21 protein-coding genes and 1 tRNA gene are annotated in these 24,387 nt (G+C 67.0%); 14 read left to right on the forward strand and 8 right to left on the reverse strand.

The features are described from left to right. The first annotated feature begins 29 nt into the window (after positions 1-29). The 3 genes from AB0H00_RS14805 to AB0H00_RS14815 all read left to right on the forward strand — a co-directional run bounded on the left by AB0H00_RS14805 (position 30) and on the right by AB0H00_RS14815 (position 2,781). Positions 30-1,670, forward strand: a complete 1,641-nt coding sequence (locus tag AB0H00_RS14805) for an acyl-CoA carboxylase subunit beta (protein WP_357265898.1) — start codon at positions 30-32, stop codon at positions 1,668-1,670. 143 nt (positions 1,671-1,813) lie between these two features. Further along, on the forward strand, positions 1,814-2,152 hold the full coding sequence (locus AB0H00_RS14810) for an acyl-CoA carboxylase subunit epsilon (protein WP_357265900.1): 339 nt from the start codon (positions 1,814-1,816) through the stop codon (positions 2,150-2,152). Continuing rightward, positions 2,149-2,781 carry a nucleoside triphosphate pyrophosphatase gene (locus tag AB0H00_RS14815; protein ID WP_357265902.1) on the forward strand — a complete coding sequence of 211 codons (633 nt, stop codon included), beginning with the start codon at positions 2,149-2,151 and terminating at the stop codon, positions 2,779-2,781. Before AB0H00_RS14810 ends, AB0H00_RS14815 begins: the two co-directional genes overlap by 4 nt. Here the strand turns inward: AB0H00_RS14815 and AB0H00_RS14820 are convergent. Next, positions 2,710-3,495 carry a transcriptional regulator gene (locus AB0H00_RS14820; protein ID WP_357265904.1) on the reverse strand — a complete coding sequence of 262 codons (786 nt, stop codon included), beginning with the start codon at positions 3,493-3,495 and terminating at the stop codon, positions 2,710-2,712. The genes AB0H00_RS14815 and AB0H00_RS14820 overlap by 72 nt on opposite strands. A 165-nt stretch (positions 3,496-3,660) precedes the next feature. Here AB0H00_RS14820 and AB0H00_RS14825 point away from each other — a divergent pair, with 165 nt between their 5' ends. Next, entirely contained in the window at positions 3,661-4,569 is a 909-nt protein-coding gene (locus tag AB0H00_RS14825) for a sulfurtransferase (RefSeq protein ID WP_357266123.1), read from the forward strand. A gap of 198 nt (positions 4,570-4,767) precedes the next feature. Then, positions 4,768-6,573: an acetyl/propionyl/methylcrotonyl-CoA carboxylase subunit alpha gene (locus tag AB0H00_RS14830; RefSeq protein ID WP_357265906.1), complete on the forward strand. Its 1,806-nt coding sequence runs from the start codon at positions 4,768-4,770 to the stop codon at positions 6,571-6,573. A gap of 92 nt (positions 6,574-6,665) precedes the next feature. Here the strand turns inward: AB0H00_RS14830 and AB0H00_RS14835 are convergent, their stop codons facing one another. Together AB0H00_RS14835 and AB0H00_RS14840 are read right to left on the reverse strand one after the other, a co-directional pair. Continuing rightward, positions 6,666-8,732, reverse strand: a complete 2,067-nt coding sequence (locus AB0H00_RS14835) for a protein kinase (protein WP_357265908.1) — start codon at positions 8,730-8,732, stop codon at positions 6,666-6,668. Between the two features lie 176 nt (positions 8,733-8,908). After that, a complete protein-coding gene (locus AB0H00_RS14840; protein WP_357265910.1) occupies positions 8,909-10,312 on the reverse strand; it encodes a protein kinase in 1,404 nt (467 codons plus the stop codon). Positions 10,313-10,343: 31 nt separating this feature from the next. Between AB0H00_RS14840 and AB0H00_RS14845 the strand changes: the two genes are divergently transcribed. Both AB0H00_RS14845 and AB0H00_RS14850 read left to right on the forward strand, forming a co-directional pair. Next, the gene (locus tag AB0H00_RS14845) at positions 10,344-10,730 is read left to right on the forward strand and encodes a DUF1707 domain-containing protein (RefSeq protein ID WP_357265912.1); all 387 of its coding nucleotides are present in this window, start codon (positions 10,344-10,346) and stop codon (positions 10,728-10,730) included. Next, positions 10,730-11,074 (forward strand): hypothetical protein, encoded by a 345-nt coding sequence (locus tag AB0H00_RS14850; RefSeq protein ID WP_357265914.1) that lies wholly within the window; start codon positions 10,730-10,732, stop codon positions 11,072-11,074. The genes AB0H00_RS14845 and AB0H00_RS14850 overlap by 1 nt, the downstream gene beginning before the upstream one ends. Before the next feature lie 133 nt (positions 11,075-11,207). Here AB0H00_RS14850 and AB0H00_RS14855 read toward each other — a convergent pair whose 3' ends face one another. The 3 genes from AB0H00_RS14855 to AB0H00_RS14865 form a co-directional block, all read right to left on the reverse strand. Continuing rightward, positions 11,208-12,458: a hypothetical protein gene (locus AB0H00_RS14855; RefSeq protein ID WP_357265916.1), complete on the reverse strand. Its 1,251-nt coding sequence runs from the start codon at positions 12,456-12,458 to the stop codon at positions 11,208-11,210. A 77-nt stretch (positions 12,459-12,535) separates the two neighbouring features. Further along, on the reverse strand, positions 12,536-13,879 hold the full coding sequence (gene lat, locus AB0H00_RS14860) for an L-lysine 6-transaminase (protein ID WP_357265918.1): 1,344 nt from the start codon (positions 13,877-13,879) through the stop codon (positions 12,536-12,538). 65 nt (positions 13,880-13,944) lie between these two features. Beyond that, positions 13,945-14,397, reverse strand: coding sequence for an Lrp/AsnC family transcriptional regulator (locus tag AB0H00_RS14865; RefSeq protein ID WP_357265920.1), 453 nt, complete (start codon positions 14,395-14,397; stop codon positions 13,945-13,947). Positions 14,398-14,509: 112 nt separating this feature from the next. On the opposite strand from AB0H00_RS14865, the gene AB0H00_RS14870 reads away from it, so the two are divergent. The 5 genes from AB0H00_RS14870 (at position 14,510) to AB0H00_RS14890 (ending at position 17,651) form a co-directional block, all read left to right on the forward strand. After that, positions 14,510-16,039 (forward strand): aldehyde dehydrogenase family protein, encoded by a 1,530-nt coding sequence (locus tag AB0H00_RS14870; RefSeq protein WP_357265922.1) that lies wholly within the window; start codon positions 14,510-14,512, stop codon positions 16,037-16,039. Positions 16,040-16,114: 75 nt separating this feature from the next. Beyond that, positions 16,115-16,188: transfer RNA gene (locus AB0H00_RS14875), tRNA-Met, on the forward strand. Positions 16,189-16,319: 131 nt separating this feature from the next. After that, on the forward strand, positions 16,320-16,919 hold the full coding sequence (locus AB0H00_RS14880) for a Uma2 family endonuclease (protein ID WP_357265924.1): 600 nt from the start codon (positions 16,320-16,322) through the stop codon (positions 16,917-16,919). A gap of 187 nt (positions 16,920-17,106) precedes the next feature. Beyond that, a complete protein-coding gene (locus AB0H00_RS14885) occupies positions 17,107-17,388 on the forward strand; it encodes a type II toxin-antitoxin system prevent-host-death family antitoxin (RefSeq protein ID WP_357265926.1) in 282 nt (93 codons plus the stop codon). Beyond that, positions 17,385-17,651, forward strand: a complete 267-nt coding sequence (locus AB0H00_RS14890) for a Txe/YoeB family addiction module toxin (RefSeq protein WP_357265928.1) — start codon at positions 17,385-17,387, stop codon at positions 17,649-17,651. Before AB0H00_RS14885 ends, AB0H00_RS14890 begins: the two co-directional genes overlap by 4 nt. 186 nt (positions 17,652-17,837) lie before the next feature. Here the strand turns inward: AB0H00_RS14890 and AB0H00_RS14895 are convergent, their stop codons facing one another. Continuing rightward, positions 17,838-21,311, reverse strand: coding sequence for an indolepyruvate ferredoxin oxidoreductase family protein (locus AB0H00_RS14895; RefSeq protein WP_357265930.1), 3,474 nt, complete (start codon positions 21,309-21,311; stop codon positions 17,838-17,840). A gap of 395 nt (positions 21,312-21,706) precedes the next feature. On the opposite strand from AB0H00_RS14895, the gene AB0H00_RS14900 reads away from it, so the two are divergent. Further along, a complete protein-coding gene (locus AB0H00_RS14900; RefSeq protein WP_357265932.1) occupies positions 21,707-22,195 on the forward strand; it encodes a hypothetical protein in 489 nt (162 codons plus the stop codon). Between the two features lie 267 nt (positions 22,196-22,462). Next, positions 22,463-23,650, forward strand: coding sequence for a lipase family protein (locus AB0H00_RS14905; RefSeq protein ID WP_357265934.1), 1,188 nt, complete (start codon positions 22,463-22,465; stop codon positions 23,648-23,650). Between the two features lie 159 nt (positions 23,651-23,809). Here the strand turns inward: AB0H00_RS14905 and AB0H00_RS14910 are convergent, their stop codons facing one another. Further along, on the reverse strand, positions 23,810-24,355 hold the full coding sequence (locus tag AB0H00_RS14910; RefSeq protein WP_357265936.1) for a histidine phosphatase family protein: 546 nt from the start codon (positions 24,353-24,355) through the stop codon (positions 23,810-23,812). Positions 24,356-24,387 lie beyond the last annotated feature (32 nt).

Genomic DNA, 24,387 nt, shown 5'->3' on the forward strand with positions numbered 1-24,387 from the left:
AGCATTGGCACTCGTTACACTCCGGAGCCATGACGAGTGTCCAGCAGCAGCCCGCCTCAGGTCCGGCGGGTTCCCCCGATATCCACACCACCGCCGGGAAGCTGGCTGACCTGCGGAATCGGCTGGAAGAGGCCAAGCACCCGATGGGTGAGGCCGCAGTCGACAAAGTGCACGCGAAGGGCAAGATGACTGCCCGTGAGCGCATCCTTGCCCTGCTGGACGAGGGTTCCTTCGTCGAACTCGACGCGCTGGCACGCCACCGCAGCGTGAACTTCGGCCTGGAGAACAACCGCCCGCTCGGCGACGGCGTGGTGACCGGTTACGGCACCATCGACGGCCGTGACGTGTGCATCTTCAGCCAGGACGTCACCGTGTTCGGCGGCAGCCTCGGCGAGGTCTACGGCGAGAAGATCGTCAAGGTGATGGACCTGGCCCTGAAGACCGGCCGTCCGCTGATCGGCATCAACGAGGGCGCGGGCGCGCGCATCCAGGAGGGCGTGGTCTCGCTCGGCCTCTACGGCGAGATCTTCCACCGCAACATCCAGGCCTCTGGCGTGATCCCGCAGATTTCGCTGATCATGGGCCCGGCCGCCGGTGGTCACGTGTACTCGCCCGCGCTGACCGACTTCGTGGTGATGGTCGACGGCACCAGCCAGATGTTCGTCACCGGGCCGGACGTCATCAAGACGGTGACCGGCGAGGACGTCACCATGGAGGATCTGGGCGGTGCGCACACGCACATGACCAAGTCCGGGGTCGCGCACTACGTCGCCTCCGGCGAGCAGGACGCGCTGGACTACGTCAAGGACCTGCTGTCCTACCTGCCGAGCAACAACCGCGCCGAGGCGCCGCGGTTCCCGGCCACCGACCCGGTCTCGGGCGCGATCGAGGACTCGCTCACCGACGAGGACCTCGAGCTGGACACGATCATCCCGGACTCCCCGAACCAGCCCTACGACATGCACGAGGTGATCCGTCGCCTGCTGGACGACGACGAGTTCCTCGAGGTGCAGGCCGAGCGCGCGATGAACATCATCGTCGGCTTCGGCCGAATCGACGGCCGCAGCGTCGGTATCGTGGCCAATCAGCCCACCCAGTTCGCAGGCTGCCTGGACATCGATGCCTCCGAGAAGGCGGCTCGATTCGTGCGCACCTGCGACGCGTTCAACATCCCGATCATCACCCTGGTCGACGTTCCCGGCTTCCTGCCCGGCACCGGCCAGGAGTACAACGGCATCATCCGGCGTGGCGCGAAGCTGCTCTACGCCTACGGCGAGGCCACTGTGGGCAAAATCACGATCATCACCCGCAAGGCCTACGGTGGCGCCTACGACGTTATGGGTTCCAAGCACATGGGTGCGGACGTGAACCTCGCCTGGCCGTCCGCTCAGATCGCCGTGATGGGCGCATCGGGCGCGGTCGGATTCGTCTACCGCAAGCAACTGCAGCAGGCCGCCAGAGAGGGCGGAGACGTCGATGCGCTGCGGCTCGAGCTGCAGAACGAGTACGAAGACACGCTCGTGAACCCGTACATCGCCGCCGAGCGCGGCTACGTGGACGCGGTCATCCCGCCGTCGCACACGCGCGGTCAAATCGTATCGGCGCTGCGATTGCTCGAACGCAAAATGGTTACCCTTCCGCCGAAGAAACACGGCAACATCCCGCTGTGATCAAGCGATATCCTCGTAAGCCGCGCACACTTGCGGAGACGCAATGAGTTGATCCGAGGATGATCTGCTTTGTTCGGGTATTTCGAAATATGGGAACGCCTGATCAAATCAACGCGATCGAGGCAAAGAGAGGATCTGGCACTGTGACGACCGTGGCAGAAGAAGATGTGTTGAGCGCCGTCGAACTGGAACTCGCGGCCGACCCGGTCATGGATCAGGTCCGAGTGGCCACCGACGCGAACGCGACCGCCGCGCTACCGGCCGAAGCCACCGCGGAGCCCTTCTTCCGGATAGTGAAGGGCGCACCCACCGACGAGGAACTCGCCGCGCTGGTGTGTGTCCTGTCCGCCGCCGCGAACGGTGCCGCACCGGCGGGCCGGTCCGGTCCGCCGGACCTGTGGGGCCGCCCGACGCTGATGCACCGCGGCAGTTCGCCGTTCTCCCCGTACGCCTTCCCCCAACTGTCCCACCTGCGCGAGTGACGCGCCTGGTTCTCGCTTCCGCATCCCCTGCCCGCAGGGAAGTACTCCGTTCGGCGGGCATCGACCCGATCGTCCGAGTATCCGACGTGGACGAGGACGCGGTGGCCCGTGCCCTCCCCCAGGGCACCGCGCCCCAGCTGGTCGTGGTCGAACTGGCCCGCGCCAAGGCGGCAGCCGTCGCCGCCGACATATCCGAGTTCGCCACCGATTGTGTGGTGGTGGCCTGTGATTCGATGCTGCTCATCGATGGCGAGCTGCAGGGCAAGCCGCACACCCCCGAGGTCGCCCGCGCCCGCTGGGGCGCCATGGCGGGGCGCAGCGCGGACCTGGTGACCGGCCACTGCGTGCTACGGCTGCTAAACGGGCAGGTCACCACCGAGGCGATAGACCACAGTTCCACCACGGTGCATTTCGCCAAGCCGGAACCGGACGAGCTGGACGCCTACATCGCGACCGGCGAGCCGTTGCAGGTAGCGGGCGCGTTCACCCTCGATGGGCTGGGCGGCTGGTTCGTCGATCGCATCGACGGCGACCCCTCCAGCGTCATCGGAATCGGGCTACCACTGCTGCGCCGATTGCTTGATGACGTTGGGGTCGGAGTTACGCAGTTGTGGGGCCACACGGCCTGACGGCGCGCTCAGCGGCTCGGGAATCTCCACATCACCACCGGCGGGCACCGTTGCCGCCTCGTGGGTTTCAGCGTGCCGCGCGGCAATGAGTTCCAGTCGCGCCACGCAGAGCTCCGGCTCGACGAACGGATGCATCTGGACATCGACCTCGCCGCGCGCACCGTTGCGATCGAGCACCTCTTCGATCAGGCCGAGATGCACACCGCACACCACCTCGGAGTGCGTCCGCGCGAGTTCGCGCAGCGGGCAAGCCGTCAGCCGGATCAACACCCGCTCGTCGGTCTCCGAAGAAGGATCGCGTTCCGGCGCGAAGCCGAGCTCCGACATCAGCGTCATGGTGACGTCTTTGGCGTCCTCCAGCGATTCGATCCGATGGTCGCCGACATCGAGCTTGGCGCCCCAGGCCCGGCCTGCCGCGACGGCAGCCTCCGACCGACGCCGCGGATCGGGCCCCAACTGATCGGCGAGCACCTGCGCCAAATCCTGGTAGCCGACCGATCGCTGGACCGCGCTGTATCCGATGCGCGGGCGCCCGCGGCCGCGAGGTGGCTGCTGGAATTGCCGGACAAGGGATTCCCTGGTGAGAACGTCCAGATGAAACCGAACCGTGGTGACGTGCTGTCCGGTGATTCTGGCCAGTTCTTGGGCGTCGAGAGGTTCGCTGGCGCCACGTAGGATCGCGAGCAGTCGCCGCCGCGGCCAAGAATCGGACATAGCTCACCCCTCCTCTCGGGAGACTTTATCGGATGTAGGTGCGATTAATTCGCCCTCAGCCGATTTGTGATCTGAAACGAGAGTCACTATCGCCCCACACCTAGCATCGCTGTGAGACCCGAAGCCGTTGTCACCACCGCCTACTCACGCGTGAAGGACCCCATCGTGCCCGTTGCCCCGGATCCTCATTCCTCATTCGGTTCCTACGCACATCCTCACCGACTAGTAACCACCGAATGGCTGTCGGCAAACATCGGCACGAAGGGACTCGCGATCATCGAGTCCAACGAGGACATATTGCTCTATGACATCGGGCACGTTCCGGGCGCCACCAAGCTGGATTGGCGAGGCGATCTGAACGATTCGGTCACGCGCGACTATATCGACGGAACCCGCTTCACCGAACTGATGCGCGCCAAAGGAATCGAAGTCGACGACACGGTGGTGGTCTACGGCGATCGAGGCAATGCCCAGGCGGCGCACACGGCATGGGTGTTCACTTTGTTCGGGCACGAGGACGTGCGGTTGCTCGACGGTGGGCGGGCGGCATGGATCTCCGAAGGACGCGACGCGACCTTCGAGCCGGCCTACGGTGTCGGCAGCGAGTACCCGACCGTGCGCCGCGACGACGGCACCGCTCGTGCCTTCCGCGGGGACGTGCTCGCCCACCTGGGCAAGCCGCTGATCGACGTGCGCTCACCCGAGGAGTATTCCGGTGCGCCGAAGCCGGACAACCCCCAGTACGCCGCGCTGCGCGACGGCCACATTCCGACCGCGCTCAACATCCCGTGGACCGAGTCGCTCGCCCCGGACGGACGGTTCCGCCCGCGCGCGGAACTCGACGAGATCTACCGCCCGCTGGCCGGCCGGGACGACCTGGTGGTCTACAGCCGGGTCGGTGTACGGTCCAGCCACACCTGGTTCGTCCTCACCTATCTGCTCGGCTATGACACCGTCCGCAACTACGACGGTTCCTGGACCGAATGGGGGAACACGGTGCGGATGCCGATCACCAAGGGTGATGATTCCGGCGAGGTCCCTACGGGCGCCGCACGGCGCGCCCGCAGCAGGTAGGGCGGACTGCGGTCCCGAAAACTGCCCGCGTAGGTTGTGATCTACGACCTACCGTTGAGTAGGGCTAGCCGAGTTCTGTGTCTGTTGGCAGACTGCCTACACTCGCCCGAGACGTAAGTTTGTCGACCACGGGAGCGGAGCCCTGCGCAGCGACCCCACCCCCCGCGAAGCGACCAAAGATTGCACACAGGAGGCTCAGTGCCCAGCCATGCCAGCGCACGGATCACGAAGGTACTCGTAGCTAACCGAGGCGAAATCGCGGTGCGCGTAATCCGGGCAGCCAAGGACGCCGGCATCGGCAGCGTCGCGGTGTACGCCGAGCCGGACGCCGATGCCCCGTTCGTGAAGCTTGCCGACGAGGCTTTCGCCCTGGGTGGGCAGACCTCGGCCGAGTCGTATCTCGTGTTCGACAAGATCCTCGACGCCGCCGCCAGATCCGGCGCCGATGCCATCCACCCCGGCTACGGCTTCCTGTCGGAGAACGCCGATTTCGCCCAGGCCGTCATCGACGCCGGGCTGATCTGGATCGGCCCCTCGCCGCAATCGATTCGCGACCTGGGTGACAAGGTCACCGCCCGCCACATCGCCGAACGCGCGAACGCGCCGATGGCCGCCGGCACCAAGGACCCGGTCAAGAACGCCGACGAGGTGGTGGAATTCGCGAAGAAGTACGGCGTTCCGGTCGCTATCAAGGCCGCGTTCGGCGGCGGCGGTCGTGGCATGAAGGTCGCGCACTCCATCGAGGAAATCCCCGAGCTGTTCGAGTCGGCTACCCGTGAGGCGACCGCCGCCTTCGGCCGCGGCGAGTGCTTCGTCGAGCAGTATCTGGACAAGGCCCGCCACGTCGAGGCGCAGGTCATCGCCGACAAGCACGGCAATGTCGTGGTCGCAGGCACCCGCGACTGCTCGCTGCAGCGGCGCTTCCAGAAGCTTGTCGAGGAGGCACCCGCGCCGTTCCTGACCGATGAGGTGCGTGCGAAGATCCACGCCTCGGCCAAAGCGATCTGCAAGGAAGCCCACTACTACGGCGCGGGCACCGTCGAATACCTCGTGCAGGGCGACACCGTCTCGTTCCTCGAGGTGAACACCCGCCTCCAGGTCGAGCATCCGGTCACCGAGGAGACCGCGGGCATCGACCTGGTGCGCCAGCAGTTCCGCATCGCCAACGGCGAAGAGCTGGAGATCAAGGAGGACCCGAAGCCGCGCGGCCACTCCTTCGAGTTCCGCATCAACGGCGAGGACGCCGGCCGCGGCTTCCTGCCCGCCCCCGGCCCGGTCGCGGTGTACAAGGAGCCGACCGGCCCCGGCGTCCGCGTGGACTCCGGCGTGGTGCAGGGCAGCGTGATCGGCGGACAGTTCGACTCGATGCTGGCCAAGCTGATCGTCACCGGCGAGAACCGCACGCAGGCGCTGGAGCGGGCACGACGCGCCCTGGCCGAGTTCGAGGTCGACGGCCTTGCCACCGTCATCCCGTTCCACCGGGCGATCGTCGAGGACCCGGCGTTCGTCGGAGACGGCGAGAGGTTCGAGGTCTACACCAAGTGGATCGAAACCGAGTGGGTCAACACTGTCGAGCCGTTCAGCGTGAGTGCCGCCGCGGCCGACGAGGACGAGGATCTGCCGCGACAGAAGGTTGTCGTCGAGGTCGGCGGTCGCCGGGTCGAGGTGTCGCTGCCCGGAAACTTCACCGTGGGCGCCGGAGCAGCTGGAGCGGCGAGCAACGGCGCCGGTGTGATCCGCAAGAAGCCGAAGCCCCGCAAGCGTGGCGGCGTGGGCGGCGGTGCGACCTCCGGTGACGCGGTCACCGCGCCGATGCAGGGCACGGTCGTCAAGGTCGCCGTCGAGGAAGGCCAGTCCGTCGAAGCGGGTGACCTGATCCTGGTACTCGAGGCGATGAAGATGGAGAACCCGGTCAACGCGCACAAGGCGGGCGTGGTCACCGGCCTGTCCGTCGAGGCGGGCGCGGCGATCACCCAGGGTACGGTTCTCGCGGAAATCAAGTAGACACCGGGCTAAGACCGTCTCCGAGCGGGCGCTGGACAACAGGGTCCGCGCCCGCTCGGTTTCGATCGGCGGCGGCGTTCTCGGCCCTCGCGTCAGTTGAGGTGCACCTGGACGCCGTTGGAGAGGACGAAGTCGTGGAGTTCGAGACGGTCGGGGCTGACCTGCGGCGGTAGATCGAAGACCAGTTGGGTGGTGGCGGACTGGCCAGGGCGCAGCTCGAACGAATAGCCGAGGCGCTGTTGGGTGTTCTGCCACATGGTGGCGGTGGCATTGTGCTCGAAAGGGGTGCCCTGGGCGTCGAACAGGCGCTGGCCCAGTGGCAGAAACCACTTCACCTCGTCGGAGATGTTGCGGACGGCCAGGGTGACGATCAGGAACGATCCTGCGGTCGTTTGCAATCCGACCCGCGTCACGTCCGCATCGACCTTCGTCACGACGAACTCGAATTTGCCGTCGCGGACCGGGGTGTCCACCGACGCCGGTACGACGGGCTCCGGCAGCGACCGATCCTGCGGTCCGGGATGCTCGTCCGCACGCACCGAGGGTGGGGAGGCGGGTGCACCGCCGCCCGAATCACTTGCCTTGCTCCCGACGGCGATCAGCGCGAAACATCCCGCGGCGAGGGCGAACGGCGCCAGGAAGATCACGATCAGGGAACCGATCACCTTCGACATCAAGCTCCGCCGCTGCCGTCGCCGCGGCACCGGGACGAGCGGGCGCGCCTGACGAGGTCGGTAGCCAGGACGATTGACCGGAGTGGGGAAGACCCTGCGCGCGGGTGTGCCTGTCCGCGGATACGGCACGGGCAACGGGGCGGCGGGCCTCGGTGCCAGCACCCGCGCCTGGAGTGCGAGCAGCCGCGCCTGCCATCCGCCTGGGTTGGGCCCGGTGCCCGCCTGGCCACGTCGAGCGGGAACCGCCGGATACGGCGCGTTCGGGTGCCACTGCTGCGCGCCTGCATGCGACTGCCCAGCAACTGGATACATCGGACCCACACTCACCTGTGGTCGGCGCGCATCGAAATAGGCCTGCCGATTACTCTCCGCTGCGTCGGGGGACGAGAAATCATGCTGTCCCACAACGGGATTTGCTTGTAACGCGATCGGGGATATATCCAGCCTCGTCGCTACCAAGGTCGGCGGCGGCCCCGGTTCCGGCAGCACCTTCGTCGGCGTCGGCCCGCATCCCGCGGCGACCGCCGCGGGAGCCTGCCCGGATCGCGGCGGATGTTCCGCAGCGGGTTCGTCGGCCAGGAGTTTCGTTGCCGGACGGCTGGGTTCGGGGAGGTGCGTGGTCGGCGGCATCGAGTCGGCTGCGGCAACCGGTGCAATCTGCGCACGCAGGGCGGGCGCACCGATCGCCGCGCGTGCGGCGGCGGCGAATTCTCCTGCGGTGGAGAATCGTTCGGCTGGGTCTTTGGCCAGACCCCGGTCGATGACGGCGTCGAGTTCGACCGGGACGTCGACGCGAGCCGAGCTGGCGTGCGGCGGTGCCGACATCAGGTGGGCGTGCATCTGCTGGGCGGGATCGGTGTCGCCGTAGGGCCGGGAGCCGGTGAGGCATTCGTAGAGCACACAGGCCAGTGAATAGACGTCCGCGCGACCGTCCACCTTGCCGGTGAACCGCTCCGGAGCCATGTACGCCAGGGTGCCGATCGCCATGCCGGTGGTGGTCACGGCCGTCTGGCCAAGCCCATGTGCGATGCCGAAGTCGATCAGGTAGGTAAAGCCGGTGGGGTGGACGATGATGTTCGACGGTTTGACGTCGCGGTGTACCAGCCCGGCCCGATGCGCCACATCGAGCGCCACCGCCACGTGACCGACGATACCGACCGCGATGTCCGGTGCCAGCGGCCCCTCGGCCGCGAGCCTGCCCGCCAGGTCAGCGCCCTCGACGAACTGCATGTCGATATAGAACCGACCGTCGATCTCGCCGAAGTGGTGAATCCGCGGCACGTGCGGATCGCGCAACGCGGCAACGGCCTCGGCTTCGCGCTCGAATCGCTTGCGATATCCCCCGACGGCCGCGAGTTCGGCGGGCAGGAGTTTCAGCGCCACCCATCGCGTCGCAGCCAGGTCGTACGCCAACCAGACCTGCCCCATGCCGCCCTTGCCGAGTAGCCGCTCCAGCCGGTAACCCCCGAATCGCACCTCCCCCATCGCGAACCTCCAGTCACCATTGACGTCTGGCGGACCCGGCCTTCACCTGAACGAGCCGACAACGGAAATCAGCAGCTCACCATACGAATACCGAATAATCCATCCTCTTTCGGAGCCTAACCGCACCCGGCCGTACGCACCACTGTGGGCTGGACGACAGTCCCGAGCACGCCCACCTACCTGCGTGGCTTTTCCGGCTTGCCGTTGCCTTGGTTCGAGTGGCCCGGCTGGTCCTTGCCCGGCTTGTCCTTGCGCGGTTCGTCGATCCCGGATTCGGCGCCACCTTTATCAGCCTTCCCCGCTGCCACCTCATCGCCTGGCTTGCCCAACGACGGAGTCCAGCTCGCGCTACCCGGCGCCACCGCCACGCAGGTCAGCGGGATGCCGTCGACGGCGACCGCCTGCGCGTCGACGGCGGGATCACACGGCTGGCCGGCTGCGGACACCACACGGGTCGGCGCCGAAATCGGCACCGGCGGCGGCGCGGCTGGCCCCTGCGACGTCAAGTCCGGTCGCGGCGCGTGCCCGGCCTCCGACGACGGGGCCGAGGGAGTGACCGGGCCCGCGTCGGCTGTCTCTGGTCGCCCGATCCAGAGCGCGCCGGCGATCATCGCGACGAGGGCGGTGATGGCCGCGACCGCCAGCCGCGGCTCCACAGCCGTCCGCGCCACCACCCTGCTCGAGCGGGCTGCCTTCGGCACCCAGCGTGGTGACGGCGGGATGCGCGTTCGCACCACCGCCGGCGTGATCTCGACCGTCGTCGCGTCCCGTCCGGTCACCGCCGCGTAGCCCGCCGACGCGAGTTCACCCGCGCTGGACCACCGCTGGTCCGGGTCCTTCGCCATGCCGCGGGCGATCACCGCGTCCAACGCGGCGGGCACGGCCGGATCGACCTCGGAAGCGAGCGGCGGGGCGTCCATCACGTGGGCACGCAACTGCCGGACCGAGTCGCCGTTGCCGAATGGCCGTTGCCCGGTAAGGCATTCGTAGAGCACGCAGGCCAGCGAGTACTGGTCGGACCGGGCACTCGCCGAGCCGTCGAACCGTTCCGGCGCCATGTATGCCAGCGTGCCGACCACAGTGCCGGTGACCGTGATCGCGGGTTGGTCGGTCCGGTGCGCGGTGCCGAAGTCGATCAGGTACACCGTGCCGCTGGGCGTCACCATGAGATTGGACGGCTTGACGTCACGGTGCACCAGGCCCGCGCGATGAACGGTGTCGAGCGCTGCCGCGGTCTGGGCCACGATCTCGACCGCGGCAGCCGGTGCCATCGGCCCGTCCCGCCGCAGCAGCGCGGCTACATCAGCACCCTCGACGAAGCCCATGGCGATGTACAGTCGCCCGTCCAGTTCACCGAAGGAATGGACCGGCACCAGGTGCGGCCCACGCACCTGAGCCGCCAGCCGCGCTTCCCTGGTGAACCGCTGCCGGAATGCGGGATCAACCGCGTGCCCCGCGGACAGCACCTTCAATGCGACGGATCGGTTGGCGACAGTGTCGTACGCCAACCAGACCTCCCCGGTGCCGCCGCTACCCAGCAACCGATCGAGGCGGTAGTGGCCGAACCACATCTCGCCCATCGCGAAATATCCTCCCGCTAGCCTTTTCCTCATGGAGGAGTTACCCGAAATTCGGATCGGCACCGCGGAACGCGAGCAGGCGATGCGGCGACTGTCCGATCATTTCGCATCGGGGCGGCTCAGCGTCGCGGAATTCGACGAGCGCAGCGGCTCAGTCGCTGCGGCGCTCACCCATGGTGATCTGGACGAGGTGTTCACGGATCTGCCCGCCGAGCCCGTGACGGCGGCGGCGCCGCCCGCCGATCGCACCGGCGGATTCCTCGCCGACTGGCGCGCTCGGGTGGTCGCCGCCATCCCGATCATCGCGGTCATTCTATTCTTCACCACCGGCAGTTGGCTCTGGTTCCTGGCCATCCCGCTCGCGGGGGCACTGTTCGGCACCCGGCGGCACCAGCGCGACGAGGAGGACAAGGACTGATGGAACCGATCGAGATCAACGCGGGCACTTGGTATCTGCGCTCTCTCCGCGCGGACGACCGCATCGATGACCGCCCCGCGCTGGCGGCCGGGGGGATCACCGACCCGGATTACGTAGCCAGGCGCAGTGCGGGCTGGGACGAGGAGACCCACTTCTCCTGGGCCGTCTGCGAGCCGACCACCGCCGAGCTGGTGGCCGAGATCGGCGTGACTCCTGCTAGCGACGGCACCGCGAGGCTCACCGGGTGGGCGCGCCCTGGCTACGAGCCCGCGCTGGACGCCGGGCTGACTACCGTCCGTCGTTTTGTCGAGGGTGGATTGGGCCTGTGCCCGGTTGCCTCCTGATCTGTCTCCGAGTACGAGGGCGACCCTCCTTCGGATTCCTCATCCGCCGGTACCTAAACAGCCCTGCGATGCTGACTTTTGGCGCTGGTGTGCTTTCTGTACCGCACACGCGGTTCGGCGAGGTGTGTGGGGCTCAGCGCATGACACCGGTGTGCCCGGTGGAATAGCGGCCGGGCTGGGGCCAGATGGTGAGACCATGCGGTCCCCTGCCGACGCGGATGCGCGCCAAGAGGTTCCAGCCGACGATGTCGATGGCGTACACCTCCCCGTGGTGGCGACCGGTGGCCCAGAAGACGCGGCCGTCCGCGGACAGGTTGCCCATGTCCGGACTGCCGCCCCCGGGCACGAACCACTTGTGCACCAGCGCGTGCGCCGCGAAATCCCAGACCGAGATGCTGCCTTCGTGCCGGTTGGTGATGAGCATCTGCCTGGAGTCGCGGGTGACGTAGAGCCCGTGTGTCCCCTTGCCGGTCGGTACGAACCCGATGCTGTCGAAGGTGTGCGCGTCGACCGTGTAGATACCGTTCGCGACCATGTCGGCGACGAAGAACGTGTGGCCGTCCGGCGACAGCTTCACATCCTGCGGCTTTCCGGAGCGACCGCCCGGCAGGTCGATCATCTTGACGACCCTGTGCTCGGCGACGTCGAAAACGAGCATCCGGCCCACGAATTCGCACGAGGCCAGGGCGAACCGGCCGTCGGCTGTGAAGTCCATGTGGTCGACGCCGGCGCAGTCGGGCACCGCGAGGGCGTGCACTTTCTGCCAGGTCCGTGGATCGTAGAAGTCCAGCGACTTGTCCGCCTCCGCGACGACCAGCGCATATCGGCCGTCCGGCGTGAAGTACATGTTGTAGGGATCACGCACCGGAACCGGCTGCCCCGGCTTGCCGGTGCGCGGATCGATCGGCAACAGGCTGCCCCCGCCCAGCGGCATGTCGTTGGTGACGAACAGCGTCTGCATGTCGTAGGACGGCACGACGTGCTGAGGTTCCAGTCCACCGGCGGGGAAGGTGTCGATTACCTGAAAGGAGTTCGGATCGATCACCGAAACCGTGTTCGACTCGCTGTTGGGCACATAGACGAGCGGGCGGTGGTCGGCCACGCTCGGGAGCAGCTCACGGTTGGCCGCATACACGTCGGTCGGCGAGAGCGGCGGGGGCATTCCAGGAAGCAGATCGGTCAGATGCGGCGGAAACGCCGTGGTGGTCCCGGGGGCGATGGTGGTCTCGGCCGTCGGGCCGGTCGCCGTGCCCGCGTCGCTGGTGGCGCAGCCTGCCACGGCGGCCAGCGCTGCGAGGCAAACCACGAAGTCGTGGGGTGCGCGGCTGCGGTCTGTGCGCTGTCGGTTCACGCGCTGCACCGGGCGGTGAAGACGAGAGGACATGCCTGCGAAGCCTAGGGGGTGAATCCGGGATTCCGGCGCATCCGCGCCGAGGACACCGGAATGCCCGGACCATCCCGTTACGCGAGTGATTCGAGACCGGTCAGCACCCTGTCCAGCGCGTCGACCGCCTCGTCCAGTTCGGCGGCGGTGACCGTCAACGGCGGGCGGAAGCGGATGCCCCGCTCGCCGGTTCCGAGGATCAGCACGTGCTCGCGCTCGCGCAACGAGGTGAGCACCTCGTCCCGCAGCCGGACCGAGGACAGGGTGATCGCGCACATCAGTCCGCGCCCGCGCGGCTCACTGACGTCGGTGTGATCGACGGCCAGCGATTCCAGCCGATCGAGCAGGTGCGCGCCGAGCAGACGAGACCGTTCGATCAGCTCGTCGCGCTCGAGCACCTCGAGGATGCGCCGGGTGCGCACCATATCGGTGAGGTTGCCACCCCAGGTCGAGTTGAGCCGGGAGCTGACCGCGAATACGTTGTCGGGCACCTCGTCCAAGCGCCCGCCCGCCATCACGCCACACACCTGAGTCTTCTTGCCGAAGGCGACCACGTCGGGCTCGAGTCCGAGTTGCTGGTAGGCCCAGGTGGTTCCGGTCATGCCGACACCGGTCTGCACCTCGTCGAGCACGAACAGCGCGTCGTTCTCGTGACACAGCCGCTGCACGGCCTGAAGAAACTCCGGACGCAAATGCCGGTCGCCGCCTTCGCCTTGAATCGGCTCGGCGATGAAACATGCGATGTCGTGCGGGTATTCCGTGAACGCGCGCCGCGCCTGGTCCAGAGCACTCGCCTCGGCGTCCTCGATATCGAATGCTTCGGTGTGGTACGGCGCCTTGATGCGGGGCCAGTCGAACTTGGGGAAGCGCGCGGTCTTCACCGGGTCGGTATTGGTGAGCGACATGGTGTAGCCGGTGCGGCCGTGGAACGCGCCGGTCAGATGTAGCACTTTGGTGCCGAGTTCCGGTGCGCGGCCGTGGGATTCGTTATGCCTGGACTTCCAGTCGAACGCGATCTTGAGCGCGTTCTCCACCGCCAGGCCGCCACTGTCGATGAAGAACAGGTGCGGTAGCCGTGGATCGCCGAGCACCCGCACGAAGGTTTCGACGAAGCGGGCCATCTCGACGGTGTAGATGTCGGAGTTGCTCGGCTTGTTGAGCGCCGCGGTGACGAGCTCGGCGCGGAACTCCTCATCGTCGGCGAGGTCGGGATGGTTCATGCCCAGCGCGTTGGACGCGAAGAAGCCGAACATATCGAGGTAGGAGCTGCCGTCACGTTCGTCGACGAGACGGCAGCCGCGGGACTGCCGTAGATCCAGCACCAAATCGAAGCCATCGGCAAGGATGCTGGCCGACAAGATCTCATGTACCCGGGCGGCGGGGGTGACCGCCGGGCGGGTGCGTTCCAGTTCGATGGTCACGCCCCCGAGGGTACGTAAATATTTACGGAATCTCTACAGAACAGAGGATTAATTACGTGCTATGGCTACCTGTCATAGAATGTCTGCAAGATGATGGTGCTTCGGGTTCTGACATTGGCGGTCGCTCTGATCTCCTGCAGCAGCTGCTCGAGGTGTCTCGGGGACGCGACGCGCACCAGCAGGACGTAGCTCTCGTCGCCCGCGACCGAGTGGCATGCCTCGATACCGGGGATGTGCTGCAACACCGCGGGGGCGTCATCGGGTTGAGACGGGTCGAGAGGAGTGATCGCGACGAATGCCGACAAGAGCTGGCCGAGAGATTCGGGATCGACGTGCGCGGTGTATCCGCGAATCACGCCGCGTGCCTCCAGTCGACGGACCCGTGATTGTACGGCGGACACCGACAGACTTGCCTTTTCGGCCAGATTCGACAGCGTGGCCCGTCCATCGGCCATCAGTTCACGAATCAGCAGGCGATCGATGTCATCGAGTACGGGTCGAGCCGGTGTATCCGCCATCAGCGAAGGCTAACCCAGGCGGCCCGCCCCGTGTCCGAAACCTGACCCCCACCCTCCCGCTATGTGGGATAGATACGCCGCGACGCGGCTGAAAGGTACGGCGGAACAACACATGACTGAAGTACTCGGCGCCAAGACCACCCAGGAACTCGCTGCTCGCGCGGCCGCGGTATTGCACGGACTCGGCGCGCGCCCGCCCGAGCCCGGCGAGCTGCCCGCGCGCACTCCGATCACCGGAGGACAGCTGCTGACCCTGCGCCCGAGCTCGCTCGACGAGGTCGACGCCGCGATCGGCCGGGCCGCCAGCGCATTCCAGGCGTGGCGCCGCGATCCGGCCCCCGTCCGGGCCGCGGTGGTACGCAGACTGGCGGAGCTGCTCACCGCGCACAAGAGTGAGCTGGCCGAGCTGGTGACGCTGGAGGCGGGCAAGATCCCCGCCGAGGCCGCGGGCGAGGTGCAGGAGATGATCGACATCTGCGAGTTCACCATCGGACTCTCCCGGCAGCTGTACGGACATACCATGCCGTCGGAGCGGCCGGGGCACCGATTGATGGAGACCTGGCACCCACTCGGCGTGGTCGGGGTGATCTCGGCGTTCAACTTCCCGGTCGCGGTATGGGCGTGGAATACGGCGGTCGCGCTCGTCTGCGGCGACACCGTGGTGTGGAAGCCGTCGGAGACCACACCGCTGACGGCGGTGGCCTGTCACGCCCTGCTGCGGCGCGCCGCCGTCGATGTCGGCGCGGATCCTGAAGTGCACCAACTGATTCAGGGCGCGAGCGAAGTCGGGTCCCGGCTGGTGGAGGACGAGCGGGTAGCGCTGGTCAGCGCGACCGGCTCGGTGCGGATGGGCCGGCTCGTCGCACCACGGGTCGCCGATCGGTTGGGGCGCTGCCTGTTGGAACTGGGTGGCAACAACGGCGCCATCGTCACACAGTCGGCAGATCTGGAGCTGGCGGCACGGGCGGTCGTGTTCGCGGCGGCGGGCACGGCCGGGCAGCGGTGCACCACGCTGCGGCGGCTGATCGCGCACCGCGACGTGATCGGCCCGCTGGTCGACCGACTCGAGCGCGCGTATCGACAACTGCCCGTTGGCAATCCGCTCGACGACGGGGTTCTCGTCGGTCCGCTGATCGACGGCAGGGCCTACGCCGGGATGCGTGCCGCGCTGGACAAGGCGCTCGCGGACGGCGGCGAACTGGTCTGCGGCGGCGAGCGAGTGGAGGGATTCGGCGACGACGCCTACTACGTGCGGCCCGCCATCGTGCGCATGCCCGCGCAGACCGCCGTGGTGCGCGAGGAGACCTTCGCACCGATTCTGTACGTGCTCACCTACGACGACTTCGACCGCGCGATTACCTTGCACAACCAAGTGCCACAGGGCCTTTCGTCGTCGATCTTCACCACCGACCAGCGCGAGGCCGAGCGCTTCCTCGCCGCCGACGGCTCCGACTGCGGTATCGCCAACGTCAACATCGGCACCTCCGGCGCCGAGATCGGCGGCGCCTTCGGCGGGGAGAAGCAAACCGGCGGTGGCCGTGAATCCGGTTCCGACGCCTGGAAAGCCTACATGCGCCGGGCCACCAACACCGTCAACTACTCCACCGAACTACCCCTCGCGCAGGGCATAAAGTTCGGCTGAGCAACCCTCCACACCCCCCTCCACCTGCACGATTCGGTGTTACGCGCACACCTGTGTAGTGTTGTGCATACCCGACGCGGGGTGGAGCAGCTCGGTAGCTCGCTGGGCTCATAACCCAGAGGTCGCAGGTTCAAATCCTGTCCCCGCTACTACGCGAAGTGGCCCGGAGAGATATCTCCGGGCCACTTCGCATTGTGCGATCCAGCGCCCCGCCTCGGGGGGCACGTCTCGTGTCGGGGATAGTCCGTCAGGTGTGACCCGGTCTGCGATGATCTCCGGTATGAGCGCTCCCGATCAGCAACACGAACTGCGTCTGACTGCTGAGGAGTTCATCGAGGGGAAGGCGGCTGGGCTCGGTGACATCGAGATCGTGAACGGGCGCGTGGTCCGGCTGCTGGCACAGAGTCCCCTGCACAGCCGGGTTGTCCGGCGGCTGGCTGGGATGCTGGAGACTGCGCGACGTGATGGTGGGCCGTGCATGGTGGTGGATTCCGACGTTGCCGCACGATTCGCAGATGCGGAGTCGTCGGCAGCGGATCGTCGATTGAACATCCGCTATCCCGATATCTGGATCCGAGACTGCGAGCTGTATGACGTCAATTCCGTGTGTGAGCACATTCTGCTGATGGTCGAGGTTACCTCCGAATCGACCATCGACGTCGATATCACCGACAAGCGAATTCAGTACGCCACTGCGGGCATTCCTCATTACCTGATCGTCCGGCTGGACCAGAAGGAAGAACGGATCGAGGAGATCGAAGAATATCGCCTCGACTGGTCCGGTCGTCGCTATCGAGTTCACACCGTCCATCGGCGTGTGCTGTTGCTGGATGACCCTGTCGAGGCGACCATCCCGTTCGACATGCTGGAACAGCCCTAGATACCTGCCTGAGCGGAGTGGTCGCTGCCGGTCGGTGATTCAACAGAGTCCGTCAGGTGCGCCCCGCCGGGGCGCAGGTCGGTGAACTGATGATCGCGGCACCGCCAATCGTTGTACACGATTATGTACGCAATGAGGCATATTGGCTGTTGATCCAACTATTGCTATCGAAACTCGGAGAGTCGCCATGCGTGCTATGCATGCCAGTGAAGCTCGTGCCAACTTCGCCGCAGTTCTCGACGCCGCCACCGAAGACAACGACGAGGTCGTCATCACGCGCAGTGGGGGCAAAGAAGCTGCTGTCGTCATCAGCCTGCGGGAGTGGGAGGCGATGAAGGAAACCACCTACCTCCTGTCCAACGCCGCCAACGCCGCGTGGCTCGCCAAGGGTATCGCCCAGGCCGACGCCGGGCAGGTGCACGCTCGTGAACTCATCGATGTGGACGACGCCGAGGGCACTGACGCGTGAGCCGGAAACTCACCTTCACCGACACCGGTGGGATCGACTATCTGAGCTGGCAGCAAGACCGGCCGACGCTGAAGAAGCTCAACCGGCTGATCGAGGAGATTCGCCGCAACGGCAACGCCGAAGGCATCGGCAAGCCTGAGCCGTTGCGGCAGAATCTGACCGGCTGGTGGTCGCGGCGCATCGACCACGAACACCGCATCGTCTACCGTGCCGACGAGGACGGCGTGGTCGTCATCGCCTGCCGTGGCCACTATGGCGATTGAGCCGCCCGCCCTGTCGCTGGTACCAACGGTCGCGCGGACTCCGGCGGGGTTGCCGCAGTGGGCAGTCTGGCCGCGCCGGCTGGCATCCGCGGGCTCCGCCATGAATGGAGTCGTCGACGTTGTGGTGCCTGTTCACGGGCTCCTACCGATGGTCGACCGGAACGCCTGAGGAGCGCATCGGCGCCCTCAGACGCGCGGCGGCTCGATGCCGAGTTCGGACAGGCGGTCGCAGTAGCGCTCGACGTTGGCGAGCTTGATGTCCTCGTAGCCGCGTACCAGGTCGGGCAGGCTCGCGGCCTCGACGGCACGGTCGTAGTTCGAGGCGTCCAGGGTGTCGGCGAGGGTGGTCACCATCTCGATGTAGTGCTCGAGCAGGGCGCGCTCGACCCGGCGCACGTGCGCGTAGCCGAACGGGTCGAGCTTGGTGCCGCGCAGCCTCTTTCCCTTGGCCAGTAGACGCAGTGCGAAGTGGCTCCTGGGCCCGATGCCGATCTTTTTCTCGCGCCCCATCGCGCGGAGGATCGGCGGGTGCAGCCGGTAGGTCAAGTTCGCACCGTCGGGCAGCTGCGCGGCCACGTCGTCCAGGAAGTCCGGATCGGTGAGCCGCCGCGCCACCTCGTACTCGTCCTTGTAGGCGGTGAACTTGTACAGGCCGCGCGCCACCTGCTCGCTGAACTCGGTGCGGTCACCCAGCTGGGTCTGTGCCTCCCAGATCTGTTGCACAGTTCGCACGTACTCGCAAGCAACCTTCGCGCTGTGGAATCCGACCAGCTCGGCGGCCCGCGACTCGACCAGCCGCCGGGTCTCCCCCGCCGCGGTGAGCCCCTCGAAAAGGTCCGCCGGAATGGCGATCTCGGACTTCGACCGCCGGTGCCGGCTGGTGGCCGCGGCGAACTCGTCGGGCCGGGCCACCGCCACTCGTCCCCAACGGAAGGCAGCGATATTCGCCTCGACCGCGACACCGTTGATCGCGATGGCCTCCTCGATCGCCGGGGCGGGCAGCCGCAGGCCGCCGATCTGGTAGGCGGCGCCCACCAGGAGGAAGTTGGCAGCGGCGGTGTTGCCGAACAGCACGTCGGCCGCGGCCAGCGCATCGAACGACCACACCGAGCGCGACACCTGTTCCAGCCGGGACAACAGCAGACTCTCGTCCGGGTAGGCGACCGACTTGTCATAGACCATGTCGCCGGTCGGCGTCTTGCTGGTCGACGCGACGGAGCTGGTGACCGCCTTCGAGCCGTAGGCGAGATTCTTGTTGTCGGTGGCGGCGAGCAGGTCGAAGGCCACGATGCAGTCTGCCGAGGCGGGCGTCAGCCGGTTGGCCGGTTCCAGTTCGCCGAGCGCGAACCGCAAGTGCGAGACGACCGGGCCGGCTTTCTGGCTCATTCCGATCTGGTCCAGGCTCGCCACCTCGTAACCGGCACGCACCGCCGCGGTTGCCAGCACCTGGTTCACGGTGACGATGCCGGTGCCGCCGATCCCCGCGAGAAGAACGTTCGACGTCGACGTCGGCGTGACGAAGGGGAGTTCGGGCAGTCGCGGCGGCTGGGCGTGCCGAATCCTGATGCGCCGCTTCGCCTTCGCCGGATCCGGCAGCTCGACCGTGACGAACGATGGACAGTCGCCGTCCAGGCAGCTGTAGTCGGTGTTACAAGAAGTCTGGTCGATCCTGGTCTTCCTGCCGAATTCGGTGTCCACCGGCTGGACCGAGAGGCAGTTGCTCTTGACCCCGCAGTCGCCGCAGCCCTCACACACCGCCTCATTGATGATCACCCGGGTGCGGCGCACCGGGAGTGCACCACGCTTGCGCTGCCGCCGCGCGTCGGCGGCGCAGTGCTGGTCGTAGATGAGCACCGTGACACCGGGGATTTCACGAAGGGTGCGCTGGGCCTCGTCGAGGCGATCCCGGTGCCACAGTAGGGTTCCGGCCGCGAGATCGCGCTTCCGGTAACGCTTGGGTTCGTCGGCGCAGATGATGACCTGCCGGACACCCTCGGTGGAGAGCTTGTGCGTGAGCATCGGCACCGTGAGCGCGCCTTCGGCGTGCTGCGCACCGGTCATCGCGACGACGTCGTTGTGCAGAAGCTTGAAGGTGATATTCACGCCGGCGGCGACGCACGCCTGCACTGCGAGCTGGCCGGAGTGGAAATACGTTCCGTCGCCGATGTTCTGGAACAGGTGCGGCACGTCGGTGAACGGGGCCTGACCGATCCACTGCGCGCCCTCGCCACCCATCTGAGTCAACCCGGTGACCTTGCTGTCGGCGCGGCCCGACATGGTCACCATGGTGTGACAGCCGATCCCGCCGCCTGCCAACGAGCCGGCCGGCACCGCGGTGGAGCGGTTGTGCGGGCAACCACTGCAGAAGTAGGCAGCGCGCTTGACAGGCAGGACAGACAGCGAAATCGGTTGTGGCAGAGTTCGTTTCATGTCGATATAGCCGTCGAGTGCGCGGCGAAGCGGCGGAGTGATGCGTCCGGTGGTGAGTTCGCCGTCGGTCGCGAACAGCGGACGACGCTCGGCGTCGCGTTTGCCGACGATCTCGGGCGCGCCCGGAGTGCCGTACAGGATGTCCCGGATCTGGGTTTCGACGAAAGCGGTCTTGTCCTCGACGACGATCAGTCGCGCGAGCCCGTCGGCGAACTCCAGGACCCGCTCGGGTGCGATGGGGTACGGCATGCCGATGCGCAGTAGCCGCACTCCTGCGCGGTGCAGCGCGTCATCGTCCACGCCCAGGTCGATCAGCGCCTGGCGGACGGCATCGAAGGTCGTTCCGGTCGCGGCGATCCCGACCGTGGCGCGGACCGGGTTCACCTCGATCACGTCCAGGCCGTTGCGCGTGCTGTAGGCCTGCACCAGCTCCCAACGCGGACCGTAGAGGTCGGCTTCGGCGAGCACGCTGTCGGTCGGCGCGGCCATCGGACGCTGGCGATAGGTGAATGGGGCACCGTCCCAGTCGAGCTCGGGCATGACGATGTCGATGTCGCCGACCGAACCCTCGACGGTCCACGCGCCGTCCGCGACGTCGGCGACGATTTTCAGCGCCACGAGGCATCCCGAGGCGCGCGACAGCGCGACACCGTGCAGGCCCATGGTGATGATCTCGCGGGCGTTGCGCGGGAACAGCACCGGGATGTTCATGGCCGCCAGCGAACGCTCGCTCGCCGCCGGCACGGTGGAGGATTTCGACGCCGGATCGTCACCGACCAGAAGCAGAACGCCGCCACGGGCGTTCGCGCCGTACATATTGGCATGCCGCAGGGCGTCGGTCGCACGGTCGAGCCCGGGACCCTTGCCGTACCAGACCCCGACGACGCCGTCGTGGGTGGCGTCGCCGGCGGGCAGGTCCGCCTGACTGCCCCACACCGAGGTGGCGGCCAGTTCCTCGTTCAACCCTGGGACGAAAGAGATATCGTGCTCGGCGAGGACATCGGGCATCCCGGCCAGCATCTTGTCGACGCCGCCGAGCGGACTGCCCTGATACCCCGACACGAACGTGCCTACCCGGCGACCGGCACGCAGGTCACGCACGTGCTGCTCGACCAACTGCCGGGCGATCGCCTGGACGCCGGTGAGGACAACGGTCCCCGCGCCGACGCGGTAACGGTCGGCAAGGTCATAGGGGGCTGCGATCAGATCGCGGTCAGCGAGCTCGGTCATCCAAATCCACCCGTCCGCTCGGCACCGATCGGGCACCTCGCACCATTGAGCACTTGTTGCCGCCATCCTGGCCCTGAAAGAACTGAACGCACAATAGTCTGTCCAAAAATTAAGCATTCTGCCCAATTTCCAGAGATCAAGTTGAGCATCACCTATGCAGGGTGTGAGGTCGATGTACCGGCGTACACGGACGCTATCGCGGCGGCGAGGATGTCGCCCGGGCAAGCAGGCGAGCCACGACCGATCCCGCCGCGATACCCGCACGCGAACGCGACCACAGAGGCCCTACTCCCGCTTCCGAGCGCAGCGATATCGACCGTTCCCTCTTCGCCACGGCCGAAGAACACTGCCTCCGCAATGTCGAGGGGGAGCTATGTGAAGGTGGAGGAATGGGTATGCGGAGGAGGGTCGCGTCCGGAATCGTCGCGATGACCGCGGTCGCGGGGTTGACCGCGTGCGGTGGGCAGCAGGCCCCTCCGGCAGACTCGGGCGTCACGCCCTCGGCAGACGCAACCGCGGGTGCGCCGACGGGGATGCCGGCCGACCCCGGCCCCCGGCACTTCGCGGGCGGAGCGATGGTCGTCGTCCCGCATTCGGCGGATCTCGAGACCAGTTCGGTGATGGCCTTCTCGGCGTATGACATCGAAGACGGCACGGACAGGCTCGCGATCCACATCCCGGGACCGGTCGGCTGCCCGAGCATCGGCTTCACAGCGCAGGTCGAGGAATCGGCCGAGCTGGTGAGCGTGAAGCTCATCCGTGGCCTGCACCGTGGCATGCCGCCGTGCCAGGGCGCTAATTCGGAGCAAAAGCGTGAGTACGGCGTGGTCGTGGTCGGCCTGCGGCACCCACTGGGCAACCGGGCGGTATTGAGCCTCGCCTGAGCAGCCAATATCCAGCTCTGCGGTATCTGCCGCAACGGACGGGGTCCCCTCTTCGGCTATCGCCTACCCCAAAGCCGAAGAGCGTGCTAATCTTCAGCAAACATTTTGCGTTCGCTCCGGCTGCCGTTGCCTTCTTTCGATCCACGCAGTGAACAAGGTGGTTCGCTGCGACTTCCCATGCCGTGCCGATCCATCCGAGATGCCGACCTAGGGAATGAGCCCCGTCGGTCGGTGTATCGGTGGCGGCTGACCTTCGAAGGAAAAACCGTGACCAGAGTCGTGTTCCGGATCGCGATCCTACTGTTGAGCATCTTCTCGGTCGGCCTGCTCGGCCCACCCGCGACAGCACAGCCACTGTATCCCACCCCGGATCCCGATCCCTTCTACGCCGCGCCGCCGAACCTTGGCGCACTTCAGCCGGGTGACGTGGTGCGCGCCCGCAGGATCGACAGCGGTCCTTTCGCGGGGACCGACAGCTGGCAGGTGGCGTTCCGCTCCACCAACTCGCAAGGCAATCCCGTCATGGGAGTCACAACCGTCCTGCTGCCCCCCGGGGTGCAGAACCCGCCGCTGGTCTCCTACCAGGCGTTGATCAATTCCCTCGGCACCCGGTGCAGCCCGTCGCGCTCGCTGTTCAACGGCGAATTGGACGACGCGGCCGGCATGATGCTGCCCATCAGACGCGGCTGGGCGGTCTCGGTCCCGGACTATTTCGGCCCCACCTCCGCCTACGGCGCGGCGCGGCTGGGCGGAATGATGACCCTCGACAGCGTCAGGGCCGTGCGCAAGGTCGCCGAGCTCGGCCTGGCCGACTCGCCGGTCGCCCTCGCCGGCTACTCGGGCGGCGGTTTGGCCACCGCGTGGGCGGCCGCGATGCAACCCACCTACGCGCCGGACCTGCACCTCACCGCCGCCGTCGCGGGCGGCATCCCCGCCGACCTCGGGGAGATGGCACACGCGCTCGGCTTCAACCCGCACCCCGGGTTCGGCCTGGCCTTCGCCGCGGCCATGGGGCTGGAACGCGAATACCCGGACCGGTTGCCGATCTCTGATCAGCTCAACGAAACCGGGCTGTGGTTCCGGGATCTCACGCACGATGCCTGCCGCCGGTTCCTGCTCCACGAGGGCGCCTTCCACAGCGCGGAACAGATGGCGGCGTCCAAGAATCTGATGGACGTCCCGGAAGCGCTCTCTGTGCTGCGGGAGAACAGCCTGCGCTACTTCGAGGGCGTGCCGACCGTTCCGACTTTCATCTGGCAGGGCCGCTTCGACCAGCTCACCGCCTTCGGCCCCGTCGCCGAGGTCGCCAACCGGTATTGCAGGGCAGGGGCTCGGGTACAGTTCCGCCCCTACGAGATCGCCGAGCACATGACCACGGCCATCGCCGGATTCGCCGAGGCATGGAACTACATCGACGCCAGGTTCCGCGGCGAACCCGCACCGGTCAGCTGCTAGCCACACCGGACCAAGCGGCCCCGGAGACATACTCCGAGGCCGCTTGGGTTCGCAGGTGGACGCGGCGGTGGGCCTGCCGACGTCTGCCCGAGGCGGTCGAGCCCGCGACGGCGTCGACGAACCGACGGCCGGCAATCGTGATCGGCGGGAACCAGCGCGTCAAGCCGTGAAGTGCAGCGTCCATTCGCCGCGATAGTGCAGACGGGTGACGCTGCCCGGCGGGATGTCGATTCGCCAGAACGATTTCGGCGGGGCGTCCAGGGTCACCAACAGCGCCGCCCGAATGACGGCTGGATGGGTGACCGCGATGGTGGACTTCCCCGCCGCGGCGACCTCCGCCATCCAGTTCCTGGTTCGCTCGATCACATCCACCACGGACTCGCCACCGTGCCCGCGGAACGCGGGGTCGGTGAGCCAGGCGTACAGCTCGTCCTGTGGCACCGACATCAGTTCCCCGCCGCGCCACGCGCCCGCGTCCAGATCGCGCAGCCGGGTGTCCTCGTCGCCGGGCAACCCCAGCAGGGCAGCGGTTTCCACGGTCCTGCGCTCGGGGCCCGTGAGCACCCGCGCGGCCGCGAGCGGTCCACACTCGGCGATAGCCCGGCGGCCTGCCTCGGTCAGCGATTCGTCGACCGGAAAACGTGCCTTTCGCATCGCCTCGGTCATACCATGGCTGACCAGGTCGACTCTGAGCACCTTTTGCACGGATCGAAGCGTACGGCGCGACGCCGACGGCC

This window comes from Nocardia sp. NPDC023852, from assembly GCF_040639505.1.
Taxonomy (GTDB): Bacteria; Actinomycetota; Actinomycetes; order Mycobacteriales; family Mycobacteriaceae; genus Nocardia.

What these genes read in the sequence shown, in the direction of transcription:
- AB0H00_RS14870 (WP_357265922.1), top strand. Translation starts at nt 14,510, where the DNA reads ATGACTGAAGTACTCGGCGCCAAGACCACCCAGGAACTCGCTGCTCGC.
- AB0H00_RS14865 (WP_357265920.1), bottom strand. Translation starts at nt 14,397, where the DNA reads ATGGCGGATACACCGGCTCGACCCGTACTCGATGACATCGATCGCCTG.
- AB0H00_RS14840 (WP_357265910.1), bottom strand. Translation starts at nt 10,312, where the DNA reads ATGGGCGAGATGTGGTTCGGCCACTACCGCCTCGATCGGTTGCTGGGT.
- AB0H00_RS14900 (WP_357265932.1), top strand. Translation starts at nt 21,707, where the DNA reads ATGCGGAGGAGGGTCGCGTCCGGAATCGTCGCGATGACCGCGGTCGCG.
- AB0H00_RS14880 (WP_357265924.1), top strand. Translation starts at nt 16,320, where the DNA reads ATGAGCGCTCCCGATCAGCAACACGAACTGCGTCTGACTGCTGAGGAG.
- AB0H00_RS14805 (WP_357265898.1), top strand. Translation starts at nt 30, where the DNA reads ATGACGAGTGTCCAGCAGCAGCCCGCCTCAGGTCCGGCGGGTTCCCCC.
- AB0H00_RS14895 (WP_357265930.1), bottom strand. Translation starts at nt 21,311, where the DNA reads ATGACCGAGCTCGCTGACCGCGATCTGATCGCAGCCCCCTATGACCTT.
- AB0H00_RS14855 (WP_357265916.1), bottom strand. Translation starts at nt 12,458, where the DNA reads ATGTCCTCTCGTCTTCACCGCCCGGTGCAGCGCGTGAACCGACAGCGC.
- AB0H00_RS14820 (WP_357265904.1), bottom strand. Translation starts at nt 3,495, where the DNA reads ATGTCCGATTCTTGGCCGCGGCGGCGACTGCTCGCGATCCTACGTGGC.
- AB0H00_RS14885 (WP_357265926.1), top strand. Translation starts at nt 17,107, where the DNA reads ATGCGTGCTATGCATGCCAGTGAAGCTCGTGCCAACTTCGCCGCAGTT.
- AB0H00_RS14850 (WP_357265914.1), top strand. Translation starts at nt 10,730, where the DNA reads ATGGAACCGATCGAGATCAACGCGGGCACTTGGTATCTGCGCTCTCTC.
- AB0H00_RS14845 (WP_357265912.1), top strand. Translation starts at nt 10,344, where the DNA reads ATGGAGGAGTTACCCGAAATTCGGATCGGCACCGCGGAACGCGAGCAG.
- AB0H00_RS14835 (WP_357265908.1), bottom strand. Translation starts at nt 8,732, where the DNA reads ATGGGGGAGGTGCGATTCGGGGGTTACCGGCTGGAGCGGCTACTCGGC.